Below are 17,751 nucleotides of genomic sequence, written 5' to 3'. Positions count from 1 at the left end.
ATGCCCGACGAGACCGACAAGGCGTCGATCCTCGGCCCGGCCGCAGGCTTCGGCGTGACCTTCAAGGCCATGTTCAAGAAGCGGCTGACCGAGCAGTACCCGGAGCAGAAGAAGCCCACCGCTCCCCGCTTCCACGGCCGCCACCAGCTGAACCGGCATCCGGACGGCCTGGAGAAGTGCGTCGGCTGCGAGCTCTGTGCCTGGGCCTGTCCGGCCGACGCGATCTACGTCGAAGGTGCCGACAACACCGACGAGGAGCGCTACTCGCCGGGCGAGCGGTACGGCGCGGTGTACCAGATCAACTACGCCCGCTGCATCCTCTGCGGCCTCTGCATCGAGGCCTGCCCGACCCGGGCGCTCACCATGACCAACGAGTACGAGCTGGCCGACTCCTCCAGGGCCGACCTGATCTTCACCAAGGAGCAGCTTCTGGTGGGGCTCACCGAAGGCATGGTTGACAGCCCGCACGCCTACTACCCGGGCGCCGACGAGAGCGCCTACTACCTGGGCGAGATCACCCAGGCGGCGCCGGGCACCGTGCAGCAGCAGCGGACCGACCGGGAGCGGGAGGTGCAGGGATGACCTCCACCGGAGAGGCGGTCCAGTTCTGGATCCTCGCCGTGATCGCGGTCGGCGGCGCGCTCGGCATGCTGCTGATGAAGAAGGCGGTGCACAGCGCACTCTGCCTGGCCGCCACCATGATGGCGCTGGCGGTCTGTTACTTCGCCCAGGGCGCGGTCTTCCTGGGCGTGGTGCAGATCGTGGTCTACACGGGCGCGATCATGATGCTCTTCCTGTTCGTGCTGATGCTGGTCGGTGTGACGAGCGCCGACTCGCTCAAGGAGCAGCTGAAGGGCCAGCGGATCGCCGCCGTGCTCTGCGGCCTCGGCTTCGGCGTGCTGCTGACCGCCGGGATCGCCAACGCCAAGCTCACCACCTTCACCGGCCTGACCGAGGCGAACGCCGAGGGCAACGTGCAGGGCCTGGCCCGGCTGCTGTTCACCGACTACGTCTGGGCCTTCGAGCTGACCGGTGCGCTGCTGATCACCGCGGCGATCGGCGCGATGGTGCTGACCCACCGTGAGCACGTCCGGGCCCCGCTGACCCAGCGTCAGCTGGCCGCCCAGCGGGTCAAGGACAACATCCAGCTGCCGCCGCTGCCCGCCCCCGGCGTGTACGCCCGGCACAACGCGGTGGACGTCCCGGCCCTGCTGCCGGACGGCACCGTCAGCGAGGACTCGGTGATGAGCACGCTGCGCGAGCGCGGCCAGATCCGCGACGTCAGCCGGGACATGCTGGATCGGATGGCCGAGCTGGAGGCGAGCACCGCCGACTGGCTGGGCCGCCCGCGGTCGGCCCGTCCGCCGGTGAGCGGCCCGCGCAAGGCGCTGGAGACCGTCCCGCAGAAGTCCCCGGAGCAGGAGGACGAGGCGTGAACCCCGTCAACTACCTCTACCTGGCAGCCCTGTTGTTCACCATCGGTGCCTCCGGCGTGCTGATCCGGCGGAACGCGATCGTGCTCTTCATGTGCGTCGAGCTGATGCTCAACGCCTCGAACCTGGCGCTGGTCACCTTCTCCAGGATGCACGGCAACCTGGACGGTCAGATCATCGCCTTCTTCACCATGGTGGTCGCCGCGGCCGAGGTCGTGGTCGGCCTCGCCATCATCGTGTCCATCTTCCGGTCCAGGCACTCGGCTTCGGTCGATGACAGCAACCTGATGAAGCTGTAGGCGGAGGGCCCACGGTGAACTCACTCATTCCGCTGCTCGTGGCGGCCCCGCTGCTCGGCGCCACCCTGCTGCTGCTCGGCGGTCGGCTGTTCGACCGCTACGGGCACTGGCTCGGCACCGCGCTGGCCGCCACCTCGTTCGGGCTCGGCCTGGCACTGTTCTCGGACATGCTGGGCCGGGACGCCGAGCACCGCTCGGTCTCCCAGCGCCTGTTCAGCTGGATCGAGGTCGGCGGATTCAAGGCCGACGTCGCCTTCCAGCTGGACCAACTGTCCGTCACCTTCGTCCTGTTGATCACCGGTGTCGGCACGCTGATCCACATCTACTCGATGGGCTACATGGCGCACGACCCGCGCCGCCGTCGTTTCTTCGCCTACCTGAACCTCTTCCTGGCTGCCATGCTGCTGCTGGTGCTGGCGGACAACTACCTCCTGCTGTACGCGGGCTGGGAGGGCGTCGGGCTGGCCTCGTACCTGCTGATCGGGTTCTGGCAGCACAAGCCGAGCGCGGCGGTGGCCGCCAAGAAGGCCTTCCTGGTCAACCGGGTCGGTGACCTCGGGCTCTCGATCGGCATCATGCTGATGTTCGTCGAGTTCGGCGACATCACCTTCGCCGGGGTGTTCGGCACCGCCGACCAGGCGAGCGAGGGCAAGCTCACCGCGATCGCGCTGATGCTGCTGCTGGCCGCCTGCGGCAAGTCCGCCCAGGTGCCGCTGCAGTCCTGGCTCGGGGACGCGATGGAGGGCCCGACCCCGGTCTCGGCCCTGATCCACGCGGCCACCATGGTGACCGCCGGGGTCTACCTGATCACCCGGTCCAGCGTGATCTTCAACCTGGCCCCCGACGCCCAGACCGTGGTGGTGGCGGTCGGTGCGGTGACGCTGCTGTTCGGTGCGATCGTCGGTTGCGCCAAGGACGACATCAAGAAGGCGCTGGCCGGCTCGACCATGTCGCAGATCGGCTACATGGTGCTGGCCGCGGGTCTCGGCCCGATCGGCTACGCCTTCGCCATCATGCACCTGGTGACGCACGGCTTCTTCAAGGCCGGGCTGTTCCTCGGCGCCGGGTCGGTCATGCACGGCATGGACGACGAGGTGAACATGCGGCACTACGGCGGCCTGCGGAAGTACATGCCGGTCACCTTCGTCACCTTCGGCCTCGGGTATCTGGCGATCATCGGCTTCCCCGGCCTGTCCGGCTTCTTCTCCAAGGACCTGATCATCGAGGCGGCCTTCTCCAAGGGCGGCACCGAGGGCTGGATCCTCGGGATCTGCACCCTGGTCGGCGCGGCGGTCACCGCGTTCTACATGACCCGCGTGATGATCATGACCTTCTTCGGCGAGAAGCGCTGGCAGACGGATGACGAGGGCCACGAGCCGCACCCGCACGAGTCCCCGGCCAGCATGACGCTGCCGATGGTCGTGCTGGCCTTCGGCTCGGTCTTCGCCGGCGGACTGTTCGCGTTCAACGAGTCCTTCGTCGGCTGGCTGGAGCCGGTCACCGGGCTGGTCCACGGCCACTCGCCGCTGAACGCGGCCACGGTCACCGTGCTCACCTCGGTCTGCGTGGCCGCCGGTGTGCTGCTGTCCTGGCTGATGTACGGCCGCTCCCCGGTGCCGGTCACCCCGCCGGTGGGCTCGGCGCTCACCCGGGCGGCCCGCCGCGACCTGCTCCAGGACGACTTCAACCACGCCGTGCTGGTCCGTCCCGGCTCCGCCCTGGCAGCCTCGCTGGTCTTCCTGGACAGCAAGGCCGTGGACGGCTTCGTGAACGGCCTCGCCGCCGCGATCGGCGGCATCTCCGGCCGGCTGCGCCGGGTCCAGACCGGCTACGTCCGGACGTACGCGCTCTCGATGTTCGGCGGCACCCTGGTGCTGGTCGCCACCACTCTCCTGATGAGGTCGGTCTGATGTCTCGTCACTTCGCAAGGGAGGTACGGCGATGAGCTACCTGCTGACCGCCACCTGTGCCGTCCCGGCCGCCGGGGCGGTGCTCACCGCGGCGCTGCCGGGCGGCACCACCGAGGCCCGCCGCCGGACGGCGAAGCTCACCGCGATGGCCGTCTCGACGGCCACCCTGGCGCTGGCCGCACTGGTCGCCGTCCGCTACGAACCCGGCGGCGCGCGCTACCAGTTGGCCGAGTCCTACAGCTGGATCAGGTCCTTCGGGATCAGCTTCTCGCTCGGTGTGGACGGGATCGGCGCGGTCCTGGTGCTGCTCACCGCCGTGCTGGTGCCGATCGTCATGCTGGCCTCCTGGCACGACGCGGAGCCGATCCAGAACCCGGACGGCACCTTCGAGAACCTCCGCCGGACGCAGGGCTTCTTCGCCCTGGTGCTGGCGGTCGAGGCGATGGTGGTGGTCTCCTTCCTGGCCACCGACGTCTTCGTGTTCTACGTCTTCTTCGAAGCCATGCTGATCCCGATGTACTTCCTGATCGGCGGCTTCGGCGACCGGGCCGGCGGTCCGGACGCGAGCGCCCAACGCTCTTACGCCGCCGTCAAGTTCCTGCTCTACAACCTGCTCGGCGGACTGGTCATGCTGGCCGCCGTGATCGGGCTGTACGTGATCGCGTCCGGGCAGGGCCTGGCCACCTTCGACCTGCCGACGCTGACCGACGCGATCGCCGACGGCAAGCTGGTGATCGACCCGACCGCCGAGAAGGCGCTCTTCCTGGGCTTCTTCTTCGCCTTCGCGGTCAAGGCGCCGCTCTGGCCGCTGCACACCTGGCTGCCGAACGCGATGGGCGAGGCCACCGCCGGAACGGCCGTCCTCATCACGGCCGTCGTCGACAAGGTCGGCACCTTCGCGATGCTGCGGTTCTGCCTGGGGCTGTTCCCGGAGGCGTCCACCACCTTCGGTCCGGTGATCCTGGTGCTGGCCCTGATCGGCATCGTCTACGGCGCGCTGCTGGCGGTCGGTCAGAAGGACATCAAGCGCCTGGTCGCGTATGCCTCGATCTCGCACTTCGGCTTCATCATCATGGGCATCTTCGCCTTCACCACCCAGGCGCAGAGCGGTGCCACCCTCTACATGGTGAACCACGGCATCTCCACCGCCGCCTGGATGCTGGTCGCCGGCTTCCTGATCTCCCGGCGCGGCTCGCGCCTGATCTCCGACTTCGGCGGGGTGCAGAAGGTTGCGCCGGTGCTCGCCGGAACCTTCCTGATCGGTGGCCTGGCCACCCTCTCGCTGCCGGGTCTCGCACCCTTCGTCAGCGAGTTCCTGGTACTGGTCGGCACCTTCACCAAGTACCCGGTGATCGGAATCATCGCCACCCTGGGCATCGTGCTGGCCGCGCTGTACGCGCTGCTGCTCTACCAACGCACCATGACCGGCCCGGTCAAGCCGCAGATCGAGGGCATGCCTGATCTGAAGGTCCGTGAACTGGCCGTGGTGGCACCGCTGGTGGCGCTGACCATCCTGCTGGGCGTCTACCCGAAGCCGCTCACCGACCTGGTCAACCCGACCGTGGACGCCACCCAGTCCCAGGTCCACCAGCACGACCCGGCACCGGCCCACCCGGTCGCCGCCACCACCGGAGGTGAGCACAAGTGAGCGGTTGGCTCGCCGCCGCGGGCGGCAACAGCCCCAGCATCCCGGCCCCGCACATCGAGTACGGGCAGCTCTCGCCGATGCTGATCGTCTTCGGCGCCGCCCTGCTCGGCATCCTGGCCGAGGCGTTCCTGCCCCGCCGGGCCCGGTACGGCACCCAGCTGACCATCGCCCTGCTCGGCCTGGTGGCCTCGTTCGGCGCGGTGGTGGTGCTGGCCGCCCAGGGCCACGCCACCACCGAGTCCGGGCTGCTGGCGATGGGCGCGGTGGCCATCGACGGTCCCGCACTGTTCCTCCAGGGCGTCATCCTGCTCTCCGCCGCGGTGGCCGTGCTCACCTACGCCGAGCGCCGGCTCGAGCCCAGGCTGAACGGCAACGCGGTGGACGCCTTCACCGCCCAGGGTGCGTCCGTCCCCGGCAGCGAGCAGGAGCGGGAGGCCACCAGGGCCGGGTTCGCCTCCACCGAGGTCTTCCCGCTCACCCTGTTCGCGGTCGGCGGCATGCTGCTTTTCCCCGCAGCCAACGACCTGCTGACCATGTTCGTGGCGCTGGAGGTCTTCTCCCTCCCGCTCTACCTGCTCTGTGCCCTGGCCCGGCGGCGCCGACTGCTCTCCCAGGAGGCGGCGGTCAAGTACTTCCTGCTCGGCGCCTTCGCCTCGGCCTTCTTCCTGTTCGGCACCGCGCTGCTGTACGGCTACGCGGGCACCGTCCGACTGGGCGAGATCGCCGACGTGGTGTCCGGGGTCGCCCAGGTCACCCCCGCGCTGGCGAGCTCCACCCAGAACGACGCGCTGCTGCTGATCGGTCTGGCGATGATCTCGGTCGGCCTGCTGTTCAAGGTCGGCGCGGTCCCGTTCCACGCCTGGACCCCGGACGTGTACCAGGGCGCGCCGACCCCGGTCACCGGCTTCATGGCGGCGGCCACCAAGACGGCCGCCTTCGGCGCCTTCCTCCGGCTGTTCTACGTGGCCTTCCCCGGCCTGCGCTGGGACTGGCGGCCGGTCATGTGGGGCGTGGCGATCCTGACCATGGTGGTCGGCGCGGTGCTGGCCGTCACCCAGCAGGACGTCAAGCGGCTGCTGGCGTACTCCTCGATCGCGCACGCCGGCTTCATCCTGACCGGGGTGATCGCCTCCAACAAGCAGGGCATCGGGGCGGTCCTCTTCTACCTGGCCGCGTACTCCTTCGTCACCCTCGGTGCGTTCGCGGTGGTGACCCTGGTGCGGGACTCCAAGGGCGAGGCCACCCACCTCTCCAGCTGGGCCGGTCTTGGCCGGCGCTCGCCGCTGCTGGCGGCGGTCTTCGCGCTCTTCCTGCTGGCCTTCGCCGGTATCCCGCTGACCTCGGGCTTCACCGGCAAGTTCGCGGTGTTCCAGGCGGCGGCGGCCGGTGGTGCCACCCCGCTGGTGATCGTCGGTGTGCTCAGCTCTGCCGTCGCGGCCTTCTTCTACATCCGCGTGATCGTGCTGATGTTCTTCTCCGACCCCCGCCCGGGCGGCCCCGCCGTGGCCGTGCCGAGCGTGCTCACCAGCACCGCCATCGCGATCGGCGTCCTGGTCACCCTGGTGCTCGGTCTGGCCCCGCAGTACTTCCTGGACCTGGCCACCTCGGCCTCGGTCTTTGCACGCTGAGCCCGGCCGTAGGGCCCGCAGCCGCAGGCTGCGGGCCCTACGTCGTTCTCACCCGCACGCCCGTGCAGTGATCCACTCGTGACCGGATACCCTCCTAGTAGGCCAGCGGCGGCACTCAGGGACCGGGCCGCGAATCGACCAGGGACAGGAGTGGTCTGCGTGACCGTCGTGGGGCCCTTCGGGCTGAGCGTGCAGGACCGCGATCTGACCAGTGACGTCCAGGCCGGCATGGACGCCGTCGAAGCGTCCCTGACCGAGACGGTCAAGAGTGACGTCCCGTTCATCACCGTCACCGCGAGCCACCTGATCGAGGCCGGCGGCAAGCGCTTCCGCCCGCTGCTGGTCATGCTGGCCGCCCAGTTCGGCGACCCGTACGCGCCCGGTGTGGTCCCCGCCGCCGTGGTGGTCGAGCTGACCCACCTGGCCACCCTGTACCACGACGACGTGATGGACGAGGCCCCCGTCCGGCGGGGTGCCCCGAGCGCCAACTCCCGCTGGGACAACTCGGTCGCCATCCTGACTGGTGACTTCCTCTTCTCCCGCGCCTCCCAGGTGCTGGCCGACCTCGGCCCGGCGGCGGTCCGTCTCCAGGCCGACGCCTTCGAGCGGCTGGTGACCGGCCAGATCCTGGAGACCGCGGGTCCGCGCCCCGGCGACGACCCGCTCCAGCACTACCTGGACGTGGTCGCGGGCAAGACCGGGTCCCTGGTGGCGGTCGCCTGCCACCTCGGCGCGCTGATGTCCGGCGCCGACCCGGAGGCGGTCGAGATCCTCCGCCAGTACGGCGAGCGGATGGGCACCGCGTTCCAGCTCGCCGACGACGTGCTCGACATCGCCAGCGACGGCCACGAGTCCGGCAAGACCCCCGGCACCGACCTCCGCGAGGGCGTGCCGACGCTGCCGATCCTGCTGCTGCACCAGATGCCGGTGGACGAGGACGACGCCGAGGACCTCCGGCTGCGAGAGCTGCTCACCCTGGACCTGGCGTCCGACGACGAGCTGCACGCCGAGGCGCTCAAGCTGCTGCGCCGGCACCCCGCGCTGGAGCGCGCCCGCCGGGACACCCTGCGCTACGCCGAGGAGGCCCGCGCGCTGCTCGCCCCGCTGCCGGACTGTCCGGCGAAGGCGGCCCTGCAGGGCCTCTGCGACGCGGTGGCCATCCGCACGATGTGACGGACCGTCTGCTCAGAGGGTCCGTCAGTGGGGCCGGCGTCGCGACGCCCGAGCTCTCTCCCCCACCCTTCGGGCGGGAGGTGCCCCCTTGAACGGTTTCTCCTCAGTCGCCGATGCTCCGCATGGACTCCATCGTCGGCGCCGCCCAGACTCGGCTCGGACGCCGCTTCTTGATCCGGCCCCACTGACGGACCCTCTGGGGGAGACTGGACGCCGTCCGGTCACCCTGCCCGAAAGGCCGCCATGCTCCGTGTCGTCATCGCCGAGGACTCCGTACTGCTGCGCGAGGGTCTGACCAGGCTGCTCACCGACCGGGGCCTGGACGTGGTCGCGGGTGTCGGGGACGGCGAGTCGCTGGTCCGTACCGTGCAGGAGCTCGCCGCCACGGACGCGTTGCCCGACGTGGTGGTGGCCGATGTCCGGATGCCGCCGACCCACACCGACGAGGGGGTCAGGGCCTGCGTCACGCTGCGCGGGTTGTACCCGGCCCTGGGGGTGCTGGTGCTCTCCCAGTACGTCGAGGAGAAGTACGCGGGCGAGTTGCTGGCCGGCTCCACCCGGGGAGTCGGCTACCTGCTCAAGGACCGGGTGGCCGAGGTCAGGGAGTTCGTCGACGCGGTGGTCCGGGTCGCCGACGGCGGCACCGCGCTGGACCCGGAGGTGGTGCAGCAGCTGCTCAGCCGCAGCCGCAAGGGCGACGTCCTGGCCGGGCTGACCCCGCGCGAGCGCGAGGTGCTCGGACTGATGGCCGAGGGGCGGACCAACGCCGCCGTGGCCCGGCAGCTGGTGGTCTCGGACGGCGCGGTGGAGAAGCACGTCAGCAACATCTTCCTCAAGCTCGGCCTGACCCAGAGCCCCGAGGACCACCGCCGGGTGCTCGCAGTGCTCACCTACCTCCAGTCCTGACCGCGCCACCCCTGTGCGGGGGCATGAAGACCCCTAGTGCCGACGTTGTGTACCGGTGGAGGCCCCGCCGTTCGGTCCGAAGTTCCGGCCCGTGCGGGGTCGGGCCGCCTAGGATGCGAAGCAGTGCACCAGGCGGACGGGGCACACGGCTCACGCCCGCGGCTGGCGCCCACGAGGAGGTCCGCGGCAGTGACCAGTCAGGTGGATCAGGCAGAGGCAGTGGACGGCTCGGACGGTGGCGAGAGCCGCTCGGGGCCGGTCGCGCCACCAGGTGTGCGGCAGCGCCCCGCGAAGCCGATCCGGCGGGTGGACCGGGTGATCATCCGGTTCGCCGGGGACTCCGGTGACGGCATGCAGCTCACCGGTGACCGCTTCACCTCCGAGACGGCCTCGTTCGGCAACGACCTCTCGACCCTGCCGAACTTCCCGGCCGAGATCCGGGCCCCCGCCGGGACGCTGCCGGGCGTGTCGTCGTTCCAGCTGCACTTCGCCGATCACGACATCCTCACCCCGGGTGACGCGCCGAACGTGCTGGTCGCGATGAACCCGGCGGCGCTCAAGGCCAACCTCGGCGACCTGCCGCGCGGCGCCGAGATCATCGCCAACACGGACGAGTTCACCAAGCGCGCGCTGGCGAAGGTCGGGTACGCCGCCGATCCGCTCGGCGACGGCTCGCTGGAGGCGTACCACGTGCACCGGGTGCCGCTGACGGCGCTCACCCTGGAGGCGCTCAAGGACTCCGGTCTGGCCCGCAAGGACGCCGAGCGGGCGAAGAACATGTTCGCGCTCGGGCTGCTGTCCTGGATGTACCACCGGCCCACCCACGGCACGGAGGCCTTCCTGCGGCAGAAGTTCGCCAAGAAGCCCGACATCGCCGAGGCCAACATCGTGGCCTTCCAAGCGGGTTGGAACTTCGGCGAGACCACCGAGGACTTCGCGGTCTCCTACGAGGTGGCCCCGGCCAGGCTGCCGCTAGGCACCTACCGGAACATCTCGGGCAACCTCGCGCTCTCCTACGGGCTGGTCGCGGCAGGGCAGCGCTCCGGTCTGCCGGTCTTCCTCGGCTCGTACCCGATCACCCCGGCCTCGGACATCCTGCACGAGCTGTCCAGGCACAAGAACTTCGGGATCCGGACCTTCCAGGCCGAGGACGAGATCGCCGGGATCGGCGCCGCGCTCGGTGCGGCCTTCGGCGGGGCGCTGGGCGTCACCACCACCTCGGGGCCCGGCGTGGCGCTCAAGTCGGAGACCATCGGTCTGGCCGTCTCGCTCGAACTCCCGCTGCTCGTCATCGACATCCAGCGCGGCGGCCCGTCCACCGGCCTGCCGACCAAGACCGAGCAGGCCGACCTGCTGCAGGCGATGTTCGGCCGCAACGGCGAGGCGCCGGTCCCGATCGTGGCCCCCGCCACGCCGGCCGACTGCTTCGACGCGGCGCTGGAGGCGGCCCGGATCGCGGTCACCTACCGCACCCCGGTCTTCCTGCTGAGCGACGGCTACCTGGCCAACGGCTCTGAGCCGTGGCGGATCCCGATGGTGGATGAACTCCCGTCCATCGACCCGGACTTCGCCACCGGCCCGAACCACGACGGCGAGTTCTGGCCGTACCAGCGCGACCCGGCCACGCTGGCCCGCCCGTGGGCGGTACCGGGCACGGCGGGCCTGGAGCACCGGATCGGCGGGATCGAGAAGCAGGACGGCACCGGGAACATCTCCTACGACCCGGCCAACCACGACTTCATGGTCCGCACCCGGCAGGCCAAGATCGACGGTATCGACGTCCCCGACCTGGCGGTTGACGACCCGTCGGGCCGAGCCAGGGTCCTGGTGCTCGGCTGGGGCTCCACCTACGGCCCGATCACCGCCGCCGTCCGCCGGGTCAGGGCCGACGGCGGCGAGGTGGCGCAGACCCACCTGCGGCACCTCAACCCCTTCCCGGCCAACCTGGGGTCGATCCTCAAGGCGTACGACAAGGTGATCGTGCCGGAGATGAACCTCGGCCAGCTCGCCCTGCTGCTGCGGGCCAAGTACCTGGTGGACGCCGAGTCCTACAACCAGGTGCGCGGCCTGCCCTTCAAGGCGGCCCAGCTGGCCGACGTGCTGTCCGCCGCCATCGGCACTCTGGAGGAGAAGTGATGGAGAGCCTTCGACTGGTCCCCAAGGCCGAGGCGCTGCAGACCGCCAAGGAGTTCAAGACCGACCAGGAGGTGCGCTGGTGCCCCGGCTGCGGGGACTACGCGATCCTGGCCGCCGTCCAGGCCTTCATGCCCGAGCTGGGCATCCGGCGGGAGAACACCGTCTTCGTCTCCGGCATCGGCTGCTCCTCGCGCTTCCCGTACTACATGAACACGTACGGGATGCACTCGATCCACGGCCGCGCGCCGGCGATCGCCACCGGACTGGCCGCCTCCCGGCGGGACCTGTCGGTCTGGGTGGTGACGGGTGACGGCGACGCGCTGTCGATCGGCGGCAACCACCTGATCCACGCGCTGCGGCGGAACGTCAACCTGAAGATCCTGCTGTTCAACAACCGGATCTACGGGCTGACCAAGGGCCAGTACTCGCCCACCAGCGAGGTCGGCAAGATCACCAAGTCCACGCCGATGGGCTCGCTGGACCACCCGTTCAACCCGCTCTCGCTGGCGATCGGCGCCGAGGCCACCTTCGTGGCCCGGACCATCGACTCGGACCGCCAGCACCTGCAGTCGGTGCTCCGGGCGGCCGCCGAGCACCAGGGCACCGCGCTGGTGGAGATCTACCAGAACTGCAACATCTTCAACGACAACGCCTTCGAGGTGCTCAAGGACCCGGGCACCAGGGACGAGGCGCTGATCCGGCTGGAGCACGGCGCCCCGGTCACCTTCGCCGACCGGGGCGTCTTCCGGGACGCGCTGGGCGGGCTGCACGTGGCCCCGCTCACCGAGGAGAACCGGTCCGACGTCCTGGTGCACGACGCCCACCACCCCAACCCGGCACTGGCCTTCGCGCTGTCCCGAATCGCCGACGCGGACACCCTGCACCACACGCCGATCGGCGTGCTCCGCGCGGTCCAACGGCCGGTCTACGACGACCTGATGGGCGATCAGCTGGACCAGGCCGTCGAGCAGCACGGCCCCGGAGACCTCGGCGCCCTGCTGACCGGCAAGGACACCTGGACGGTGGCCTGACCCGCTCCCGCCGCCCGCTGGCCCCCACCATGGGGTCAGCGGGCGCTGTCGTACTCCTGACGGGCCGCCAGCACCGTCGGGGTGTGCCGCTCCACCCAGTGCGCCAGGCCGCCGACCAGCTGGGCCGCCTCGGTGCCGAGCGGGGTGAGCCGGTAGTCGACCCGGGGCGGGATCACCGGGTGCGCCTCGCGGTGCACGAAGCCGTCCCGCTCCAGGTTCTGCAGGGTCTGGGCGAGCATCTTCTCGCTGACCCCGGCGACCCGGCGGCGCAGCTCGCTGAACCGGTAGTCGCGCTCGGCCAGTGCGATCAGCACCAGGACGCCCCAACGGCTGGTGACGTGCTCCAGCACGCCCCGGGACGGGCACATCCGGTCGTTGACGTCCGGCGGGTGCTGGAGCTGCTCGACACTTACCTTCATGTCAGTACCCTACTTCAAGGTGCGTACTTCCGATTGGTAAGTCCAGTACATACGGTGAGTGCTGTCAGCACAAGAGCTCACCGCAGGGAGAACGTCATGATCGTCGTCGCCGGAGCCACCGGACAGCTCGGCCGCCTGGTCGTCGAGGGCCTGCTCGCCAAGGTCCCCGCGACCGAGATCGTCGTCGCCGTCCGCTCCGCCGAGAAGGCCGCCGACTGGGCCGCCCAGGGCGTCGACGTCCGGGTGGTCGACTACGACCGGCCAGAGACGCTGGCGGCCGCCTTCGGCGCGGGCGACAAGGTACTGCTGATCTCCGGCACCGCGATCGGCGCCCGGATCCCGCAGCACACCGCGGTGGTGGAGGCGGCGGCGGCGGCGGGGGTCGCGCTGTTCGCCTACACCGGCGTGCTGGGCGGCGACGACGCCAACTTCGCGCTGGCCGACGACCACAAGGGCACCGAGGCGGCGATCCGCGCCTCCGGCCTGCCGTACGTCTTCCTGCGCAACGGCTGGTACACCGAGAACTACACCGCCAACGCCGCCGTCGCCCTGGAGCACGGCGCGGTGGTCGGCAGCAACGGTGACGCCCGGATCGCCACCGCCGCCCGGCGCGACTTCGCCGACGCGGCCGTCGAGGTGCTCACCGGCGAGGGCCATGCCAACCAGGTGTACGAGCTCAGCGGCGACGTGGCCTGGAGCTTCTCCGAGTACGCGGCCGCGCTGGCCGCCGCCTCGGGCAGGCCGGTGGAGTACCGCGACCTGCCGGCCGAGCAGCACCACGCCGTCCTGGTCGGTGCGGGCCTGCCGGAGGGCTTCGCCTCGATCCTGGTCGACGTGGACGCCGCCATAGCCCGGGGCGAACTGGCCCGGCACCAGGGCGGGCTGAGCAAGCTGATCGGCCGCCCGACCACCCCGCTGGCCGAGACGGTCGCCGCAGCCGTCTGACCTGTCATGAGTCAAACCCTGATACGGAGATGACAGTCCGCCCTCCGTGCCGCTACCTTCGACCGAGGATCAGCGCGCGCGGAGGGCAGGCCGGTCGATGGCGGTACAGCAGCAGGCCGGTGGTGGGAACGGGATCGGCTACGGCGTGGCCGCGTACGGGATCTGGGGGCTCTTCCCGCTGTTCTGGCCGCTCCTGGAGCCCAGCGGCGCGGCCGACATCCTGGCCAACCGGATGACCTGGTCCCTGGTGGCGGTCGCCCTGATGCTGCTGGTGCAGCGTCGCTGGGCGTGGATCCGTCCGCTGCTCGCCCAGCCCCGCAGGCTGGCGCTCTCGGTGCTGGCCGCGCTGGCGATCTCGCTCAACTGGGGTGTCTACATCTGGGGCGTGAACTCCGGCCACGTGGTCGAGAGCAGCCTCGGGTACTTCATCAACCCGCTGGTCACCATCGCCTTCGGGGTCCTGTTGCTGCACGAGCGGCTGCGCACCGCGCAGTGGGTGGCGGTCGGCATCGGCACGGCCGCGGTGGTGGTGCTCACCTTCGGGTACGGGCGGCCGCCCTGGATCGCGCTGACCCTGGCGTTCTCGTTCGGGATCTACGGCCTGCTCAAGAAGAAGGTCGCGCTGGGCGGGCTGGAGAGCTTCGCGCTGGAGAGCGCGGTGATGTTCCCGTTCGCGGTCGGCTTCCTGATCTGGCTGGCGGTCCGCGGCCAGGGCAGCTTCCTGGTGGCCGGGTGGGGGCACACCGGGCTGCTGATGCTCAGCGGGGTGATCACCGCGGTCCCGCTGCTCTGCTTCGGCGCGGCGGCGATCCGGGTGCCGCTCAGCACCCTCGGGCTGCTCCAGTACCTGGCGCCGGTGTTCCAGTTCCTGATCGGCGTCACCGTCTTCCACGAGCAGATGCCGCCCGCACGGTGGGCCGGCTTCGCGCTGGTCTGGCTCGCACTCGCGCTGCTCACCTGGGACGCCCTGCGCCGCCTCCGGCGGACCCACGGCCCGGAGGCGGCGCCGGCCGTGCAGGCGGGCGCCCTGCCGGAGGCTCAGGCCGTGATGTCGCGCGACGTGAACCTCGCCCACGCGGCCGAGCCGAAGACGGCCACGTAGACCGCCTGGAGCCCGAGGTTCTGCAGCACGTTGTCCCAGTAGACCGGCTGCCTGAGCAGGTCGCCGAAGCTGAGCCACTGGTGGGTGAAGAGGAACGGTTGGATGGCGTGCAGCTGGGGGAAGGTGTCCAGGATCTGCACGGTGATCACCAGCACCACCGTGGTGGCCATGGCGGCGATCCCACTGCCCGTCAGGGTGGAGACGAACAGGCCGATCGCGACCAGCCCGCCCAGCGAGGCGGCGACCACCAGGGCGATCAGGACCGCCCGCAGCAGCGCCGTGCCGGGGCCGACGGTGTCACCGGAGAGCAGGGTGACCTCGCCGAGCGGGAACAGCGCCGCGCCGGTGGCCAGGGCGGAGAGCGCCACGGCCAGGGTGGCGGCCAGGCAGAAGGTCATGCCCGCCGCGAACTTGACGGCCAGCAGCCTGGTCCGCCCGGCCGGGGCGACCAGCAGGTAGCGCAGGGTGCCGGAGGCGGCCTCCCCGGCGATCGAGTCACCGGCCACCACGCCCACCGTCATCGGCAGGAAGATCGGCAGGGTGACGGCCAGTGAGGTGAAGACCAGGAACAGGCCGTTCTGCGTCACCTGGGCGATGAAGGCGGGACCGCCGCCGCCCCCGGAGCCGTCCGTCTGGGACTTGATCACCACCCCGATCAGCACCGGCAGCGCGGCCAGGATGCCCAGCAGGGTGATCGTCCTGGCCCGGCGGAAGGTCAGCCCGAGCTCGCTGCGGAACAGCGAGAGCGAACCCCGTGCGGCCGCCACAGCGGCAGGCCGCGTCTCAACCAGCGACATCGAAGCCCTCCCCGGTCAGTGCCACGAAGGCGTCCTCCAGTGTGCCGCGCTCCACGCCGAAGCCGTGCACGCGGACCCCGGCCCCGACCAGGGCGGCGCAGAGCTCGGGGAGCTCCTGGTCGCCCAGCGGGGTGCCGGAGACCCGGTCGTCGTCGCCGGTCAGGTCAGCGACCTGACGGGCGGTCAGCACCTCGGCCGCCAGCGCGACGTCCGGCGTACGGACCACCAGGCGGCCCTGGGCGCGGGCGGCCAGCTCGGCCACCGTGCCCTGGACCAGCAGGCGGCCCTTGGCCATCACGGCCGCGTGGGTGCAGACGTGCTCGATCTCGTCCAGCAGGTGGGAGGAGAGGAAGACGGTGGTTCCGTCGGCCGCGACCTCCCGGATCAGGGCGCGGATCTCCCGCATGCCCTGCGGGTCCAGGCCGTTGGTCGGCTCGTCCAGCACCAGCAGGTCGCGCGGCCTGAGCAGGGCCGAGGCCAGGCCGAGCCGCTGTTTCATGCCGAGGGAGTAGGCGCGGGCCTTCTTGCCCGCCGCGGCGGTCAGGCCGACCCGGTCCAGCGCCTCGTCCACCCGGCGGGCCCGGGTGCGCGAGTCGGTGGTGGGGTCGGCGGCGTCGATCCGGGCCAGGTTGTCCCGGCCGGTCAGGAAGCCGTACAGGGCCGGGCCCTCGATCAGGGCGCCGACCCGGGGCAGCACCGAGGACACCGCGCCGGGCATCGGCTCACCGAGTACGGTGGCCACCCCGGCGGTGGGGGCGATCAGGCCCATCAGCATCCGGATGGTGGTGGTCTTGCCGGAGCCGTTCGGGCCGAGGAAGCCGAAGACCGACCCCCGGGGCACCGTCAGGTCCAGGTTGTCCACCGCCAGCTGCCCGCCCCGGAACCGCTTGGTCAGGCCGCTGGTGCGGATCACGTCCGCCGGAGCGGCCGGGCGGCTGGTGGCCGCCCGGCCGTCCGACTGTTCCAGAAGAGCCACTCACTTCCCCCCGGCCGCGCTCTGCAGCACCTGCGGGGTGACCGCGCCGGCGAACACCCGGCCGTCGTCGGTGATCAGGACGTTCAGCACCTTGGTGCCGATCAGGGTGCCGCCGCCGACCGGCTTGCCGAGCGCCTTGGCGAAGGATGCGCCCTCGCCCACGGGCAGCTTGGCGGTGAGCACGGTGGCCCAACCCTGGCCGACCAGGTCGAGGCCGTCCGTGGTGTGACCACCGGCGTTGTGGCCGCCCGCGTCGTGGCCGTCCGTCTTCTGCCCGTCCGTGGTCAGACCGGGCACAGTCGGTACGGCCGGGGCCTCGGCCCGACGCTCCGTCACCTTGGCGCCCTTCGGCGCGGTGAAGGCGAATGTCGAGGCGCTCGGCTTGGCGAAGGAGACCTGGCTGAAGTGCACGTCCAGCACCTTGGAGCCGTCGGTCGCGCGGACCAGCACCGCCAGCGGCACGCCGTTGTCGGCGGCCACCGCGATCCGCACCTCGGCGATGGTCGACCCGCTCTGCTTGGGCTTCACGCTCAGCTGGTACGCCTTCTGCCCGGCCACCTCGGCCGTGCCGTCCACCACCACGGAGGTGGTGTCGGCGCCCAGCGCGAGGAACCGGCGGGCCGCGTCCTGCGGGGTGACCGGCAGCGGCGTCTTCGGCCGCTGGCCGACGGCGGCCGCCGGCCCCGTCAGGTGGACCGCGTCGTTGCTTCGGCTGTCCCAGGCCCACAGCTCGCCGCCGTTGTGCACCAACTCGTAGCCGGACAGACCGCCGATCAGCCCGATCCGCTGGCGGTCCGGACCGTCCACCGCGACCTGGAGGGTGTGCTCGCCGCCGAGCAGTTCGAGCAGCTTGCTCTCGGGCGCGGCCTGCGACGAGCCCTGGTCACCGCCGCCGCGGCCACCGGCGGCGCCCGGCAGCCCGCCGAGCAGCTGGGCCGGGACCCCGAGATCGGCCTTGACCTTCACGGTGCCCGAGAGCGACTCGGTGTCGGAGCCGAGCGCCTTGGCCACCACCTGCTCCGCCGTCAGGGCCGGCAGCGAGGGCCCGGAGTCGCCCGCCATCGCGGGCACCAGGCCGATCCCGGCCGCGGTCAGCGCCACCACACCGACCGGGACCAGGACCCGGGCGGTGGTACGTCGTCCGGAGCGGTACGGCCGCACTTGGTCCACCATGACTTCTACCCCTGTCGTCGTCAGATGTCCTGCTCTGCACAACCCATTAGAGCCCGGCGCGGGTTCCCCGGCATCGCCCCACAGGGCGGGACGGCCCTACACCCAGCGGCGCAGCCGACCCTGAGACCACGTCAGGGTTCCGTCATCCCGACGGACCAACCCGTGGGTATCGTCA

16 protein-coding genes are annotated in these 17,751 nt (G+C 70.9%); 12 read left to right on the top strand and 4 right to left on the bottom strand.

What is annotated here, in order from left to right; translation table 11 throughout:
- From nuoI to ACKUU6_RS13965, 10 genes are all read left to right on the top strand, one after another.
- Complete coding sequence (gene nuoI, locus ACKUU6_RS14010; RefSeq protein WP_407988852.1) at nucleotides 1-582, top strand: NADH-quinone oxidoreductase subunit NuoI; 582 nt, start codon at nucleotides 1-3, stop codon at nucleotides 580-582.
- On the top strand, nucleotides 579-1,436 hold the full coding sequence (locus ACKUU6_RS14005) for an NADH-quinone oxidoreductase subunit J (protein WP_407988851.1): 858 nt from the start codon (nucleotides 579-581) through the stop codon (nucleotides 1,434-1,436). The genes nuoI and ACKUU6_RS14005 overlap by 4 nt, the downstream gene beginning before the upstream one ends.
- Nucleotides 1,433-1,732 carry an NADH-quinone oxidoreductase subunit NuoK gene (gene nuoK / locus ACKUU6_RS14000; RefSeq protein ID WP_184915291.1) on the top strand — a complete coding sequence of 100 codons (300 nt, stop codon included), beginning with the start codon at nucleotides 1,433-1,435 and terminating at the stop codon, nucleotides 1,730-1,732. Before ACKUU6_RS14005 ends, nuoK begins: the two co-directional genes overlap by 4 nt.
- Before the next feature lie 14 nt (nucleotides 1,733-1,746).
- Nucleotides 1,747-3,642 (top strand): NADH-quinone oxidoreductase subunit L, encoded by a 1,896-nt coding sequence (gene nuoL / locus ACKUU6_RS13995; protein ID WP_407988850.1) that lies wholly within the window; start codon nucleotides 1,747-1,749, stop codon nucleotides 3,640-3,642.
- A gap of 31 nt (nucleotides 3,643-3,673) precedes the next feature.
- Nucleotides 3,674-5,290 carry an NADH-quinone oxidoreductase subunit M gene (locus tag ACKUU6_RS13990; RefSeq protein WP_407988849.1) on the top strand — a complete coding sequence of 539 codons (1,617 nt, stop codon included), beginning with the start codon at nucleotides 3,674-3,676 and terminating at the stop codon, nucleotides 5,288-5,290.
- Nucleotides 5,287-6,918: an NADH-quinone oxidoreductase subunit NuoN gene (nuoN, locus tag ACKUU6_RS13985; protein ID WP_407988848.1), complete on the top strand. Its 1,632-nt coding sequence runs from the start codon at nucleotides 5,287-5,289 to the stop codon at nucleotides 6,916-6,918. The genes ACKUU6_RS13990 and nuoN overlap by 4 nt, the downstream gene beginning before the upstream one ends.
- Nucleotides 6,919-7,077: 159 nt before the next feature.
- Entirely contained in the window at nucleotides 7,078-8,091 is a 1,014-nt protein-coding gene (locus ACKUU6_RS13980) for a polyprenyl synthetase family protein (RefSeq protein WP_407988847.1), read from the top strand.
- 243 nt (nucleotides 8,092-8,334) lie between these two features.
- Nucleotides 8,335-8,997, top strand: a complete 663-nt coding sequence (locus tag ACKUU6_RS13975) for a LuxR C-terminal-related transcriptional regulator (RefSeq protein ID WP_407988846.1) — start codon at nucleotides 8,335-8,337, stop codon at nucleotides 8,995-8,997.
- A gap of 273 nt (nucleotides 8,998-9,270) precedes the next feature.
- On the top strand, nucleotides 9,271-11,133 hold the full coding sequence (locus tag ACKUU6_RS13970; protein ID WP_407992124.1) for a 2-oxoacid:acceptor oxidoreductase subunit alpha: 1,863 nt from the start codon (nucleotides 9,271-9,273) through the stop codon (nucleotides 11,131-11,133).
- Nucleotides 11,133-12,164: a 2-oxoacid:ferredoxin oxidoreductase subunit beta gene (locus ACKUU6_RS13965; protein WP_407988845.1), complete on the top strand. Its 1,032-nt coding sequence runs from the start codon at nucleotides 11,133-11,135 to the stop codon at nucleotides 12,162-12,164. The genes ACKUU6_RS13970 and ACKUU6_RS13965 overlap by 1 nt, the downstream gene beginning before the upstream one ends.
- Nucleotides 12,165-12,199: 35 nt before the next feature.
- Here the strand turns inward: ACKUU6_RS13965 and ACKUU6_RS13960 are convergent, their stop codons facing one another.
- Nucleotides 12,200-12,583, bottom strand: a complete 384-nt coding sequence (locus tag ACKUU6_RS13960; RefSeq protein WP_407988844.1) for a winged helix-turn-helix transcriptional regulator — start codon at nucleotides 12,581-12,583, stop codon at nucleotides 12,200-12,202.
- A 96-nt stretch (nucleotides 12,584-12,679) separates the two neighbouring features.
- On the opposite strand from ACKUU6_RS13960, the gene ACKUU6_RS13955 reads away from it, so the two are divergent.
- Both ACKUU6_RS13955 and rarD read left to right on the top strand, forming a co-directional pair.
- Nucleotides 12,680-13,528: an NAD(P)H-binding protein gene (locus ACKUU6_RS13955; RefSeq protein ID WP_407988843.1), complete on the top strand. Its 849-nt coding sequence runs from the start codon at nucleotides 12,680-12,682 to the stop codon at nucleotides 13,526-13,528.
- Between the two features lie 97 nt (nucleotides 13,529-13,625).
- Nucleotides 13,626-14,630, top strand: coding sequence for an EamA family transporter RarD (gene rarD / locus ACKUU6_RS13950; protein ID WP_407988842.1), 1,005 nt, complete (start codon nucleotides 13,626-13,628; stop codon nucleotides 14,628-14,630).
- Here the strand turns inward: rarD and ACKUU6_RS13945 are convergent.
- The 3 genes from ACKUU6_RS13945 to ACKUU6_RS13935 are packed head-to-tail and all read right to left on the bottom strand — an operon-like array spanning nucleotide 14,567 to nucleotide 17,576.
- Nucleotides 14,567-15,427: an ABC transporter permease gene (locus ACKUU6_RS13945; RefSeq protein ID WP_407988841.1), complete on the bottom strand. Its 861-nt coding sequence runs from the start codon at nucleotides 15,425-15,427 to the stop codon at nucleotides 14,567-14,569. The genes rarD and ACKUU6_RS13945 overlap by 64 nt on opposite strands.
- On the bottom strand, nucleotides 15,414-16,394 hold the full coding sequence (locus ACKUU6_RS13940; protein ID WP_407992123.1) for an ABC transporter ATP-binding protein: 981 nt from the start codon (nucleotides 16,392-16,394) through the stop codon (nucleotides 15,414-15,416). Before ACKUU6_RS13940 ends, ACKUU6_RS13945 begins: the two co-directional genes overlap by 14 nt.
- 9 nt (nucleotides 16,395-16,403) lie before the next feature.
- Complete coding sequence (locus tag ACKUU6_RS13935; protein ID WP_407988840.1) at nucleotides 16,404-17,576, bottom strand: LolA family protein; 1,173 nt, start codon at nucleotides 17,574-17,576, stop codon at nucleotides 16,404-16,406.
- Between the last annotated feature and the right edge of the window lie 175 nt (nucleotides 17,577-17,751).

The organism is Kitasatospora sp. CMC57, assembly GCF_045866025.2.
Taxonomy (GTDB): Bacteria; Actinomycetota; Actinomycetes; order Streptomycetales; family Streptomycetaceae; genus Kitasatospora.
The sequence above is the reverse complement of the archived record's forward strand: the minus strand, read 5'-3'. Positions and strand labels throughout refer to the sequence as shown.

Coding starts and splice junctions, on each gene's coding strand:
- ACKUU6_RS13945 (WP_407988841.1), bottom strand. CDS start 15,427: ATGTCGCTGGTTGAGACGCGGCCTGCCGCTGTGGCGGCCGCACGGGGT.
- ACKUU6_RS13935 (WP_407988840.1), bottom strand. CDS start 17,576: ATGGTGGACCAAGTGCGGCCGTACCGCTCCGGACGACGTACCACCGCC.
- ACKUU6_RS14005 (WP_407988851.1), top strand. CDS start 579: ATGACCTCCACCGGAGAGGCGGTCCAGTTCTGGATCCTCGCCGTGATC.
- ACKUU6_RS13990 (WP_407988849.1), top strand. CDS start 3,674: ATGAGCTACCTGCTGACCGCCACCTGTGCCGTCCCGGCCGCCGGGGCG.
- ACKUU6_RS13965 (WP_407988845.1), top strand. CDS start 11,133: ATGGAGAGCCTTCGACTGGTCCCCAAGGCCGAGGCGCTGCAGACCGCC.
- ACKUU6_RS13960 (WP_407988844.1), bottom strand. CDS start 12,583: ATGAAGGTAAGTGTCGAGCAGCTCCAGCACCCGCCGGACGTCAACGAC.
- ACKUU6_RS13955 (WP_407988843.1), top strand. CDS start 12,680: ATGATCGTCGTCGCCGGAGCCACCGGACAGCTCGGCCGCCTGGTCGTC.
- rarD (WP_407988842.1), top strand. CDS start 13,626: ATGGCGGTACAGCAGCAGGCCGGTGGTGGGAACGGGATCGGCTACGGC.
- ACKUU6_RS13975 (WP_407988846.1), top strand. CDS start 8,335: ATGCTCCGTGTCGTCATCGCCGAGGACTCCGTACTGCTGCGCGAGGGT.
- nuoI (WP_407988852.1), top strand. CDS start 1: ATGCCCGACGAGACCGACAAGGCGTCGATCCTCGGCCCGGCCGCAGGC.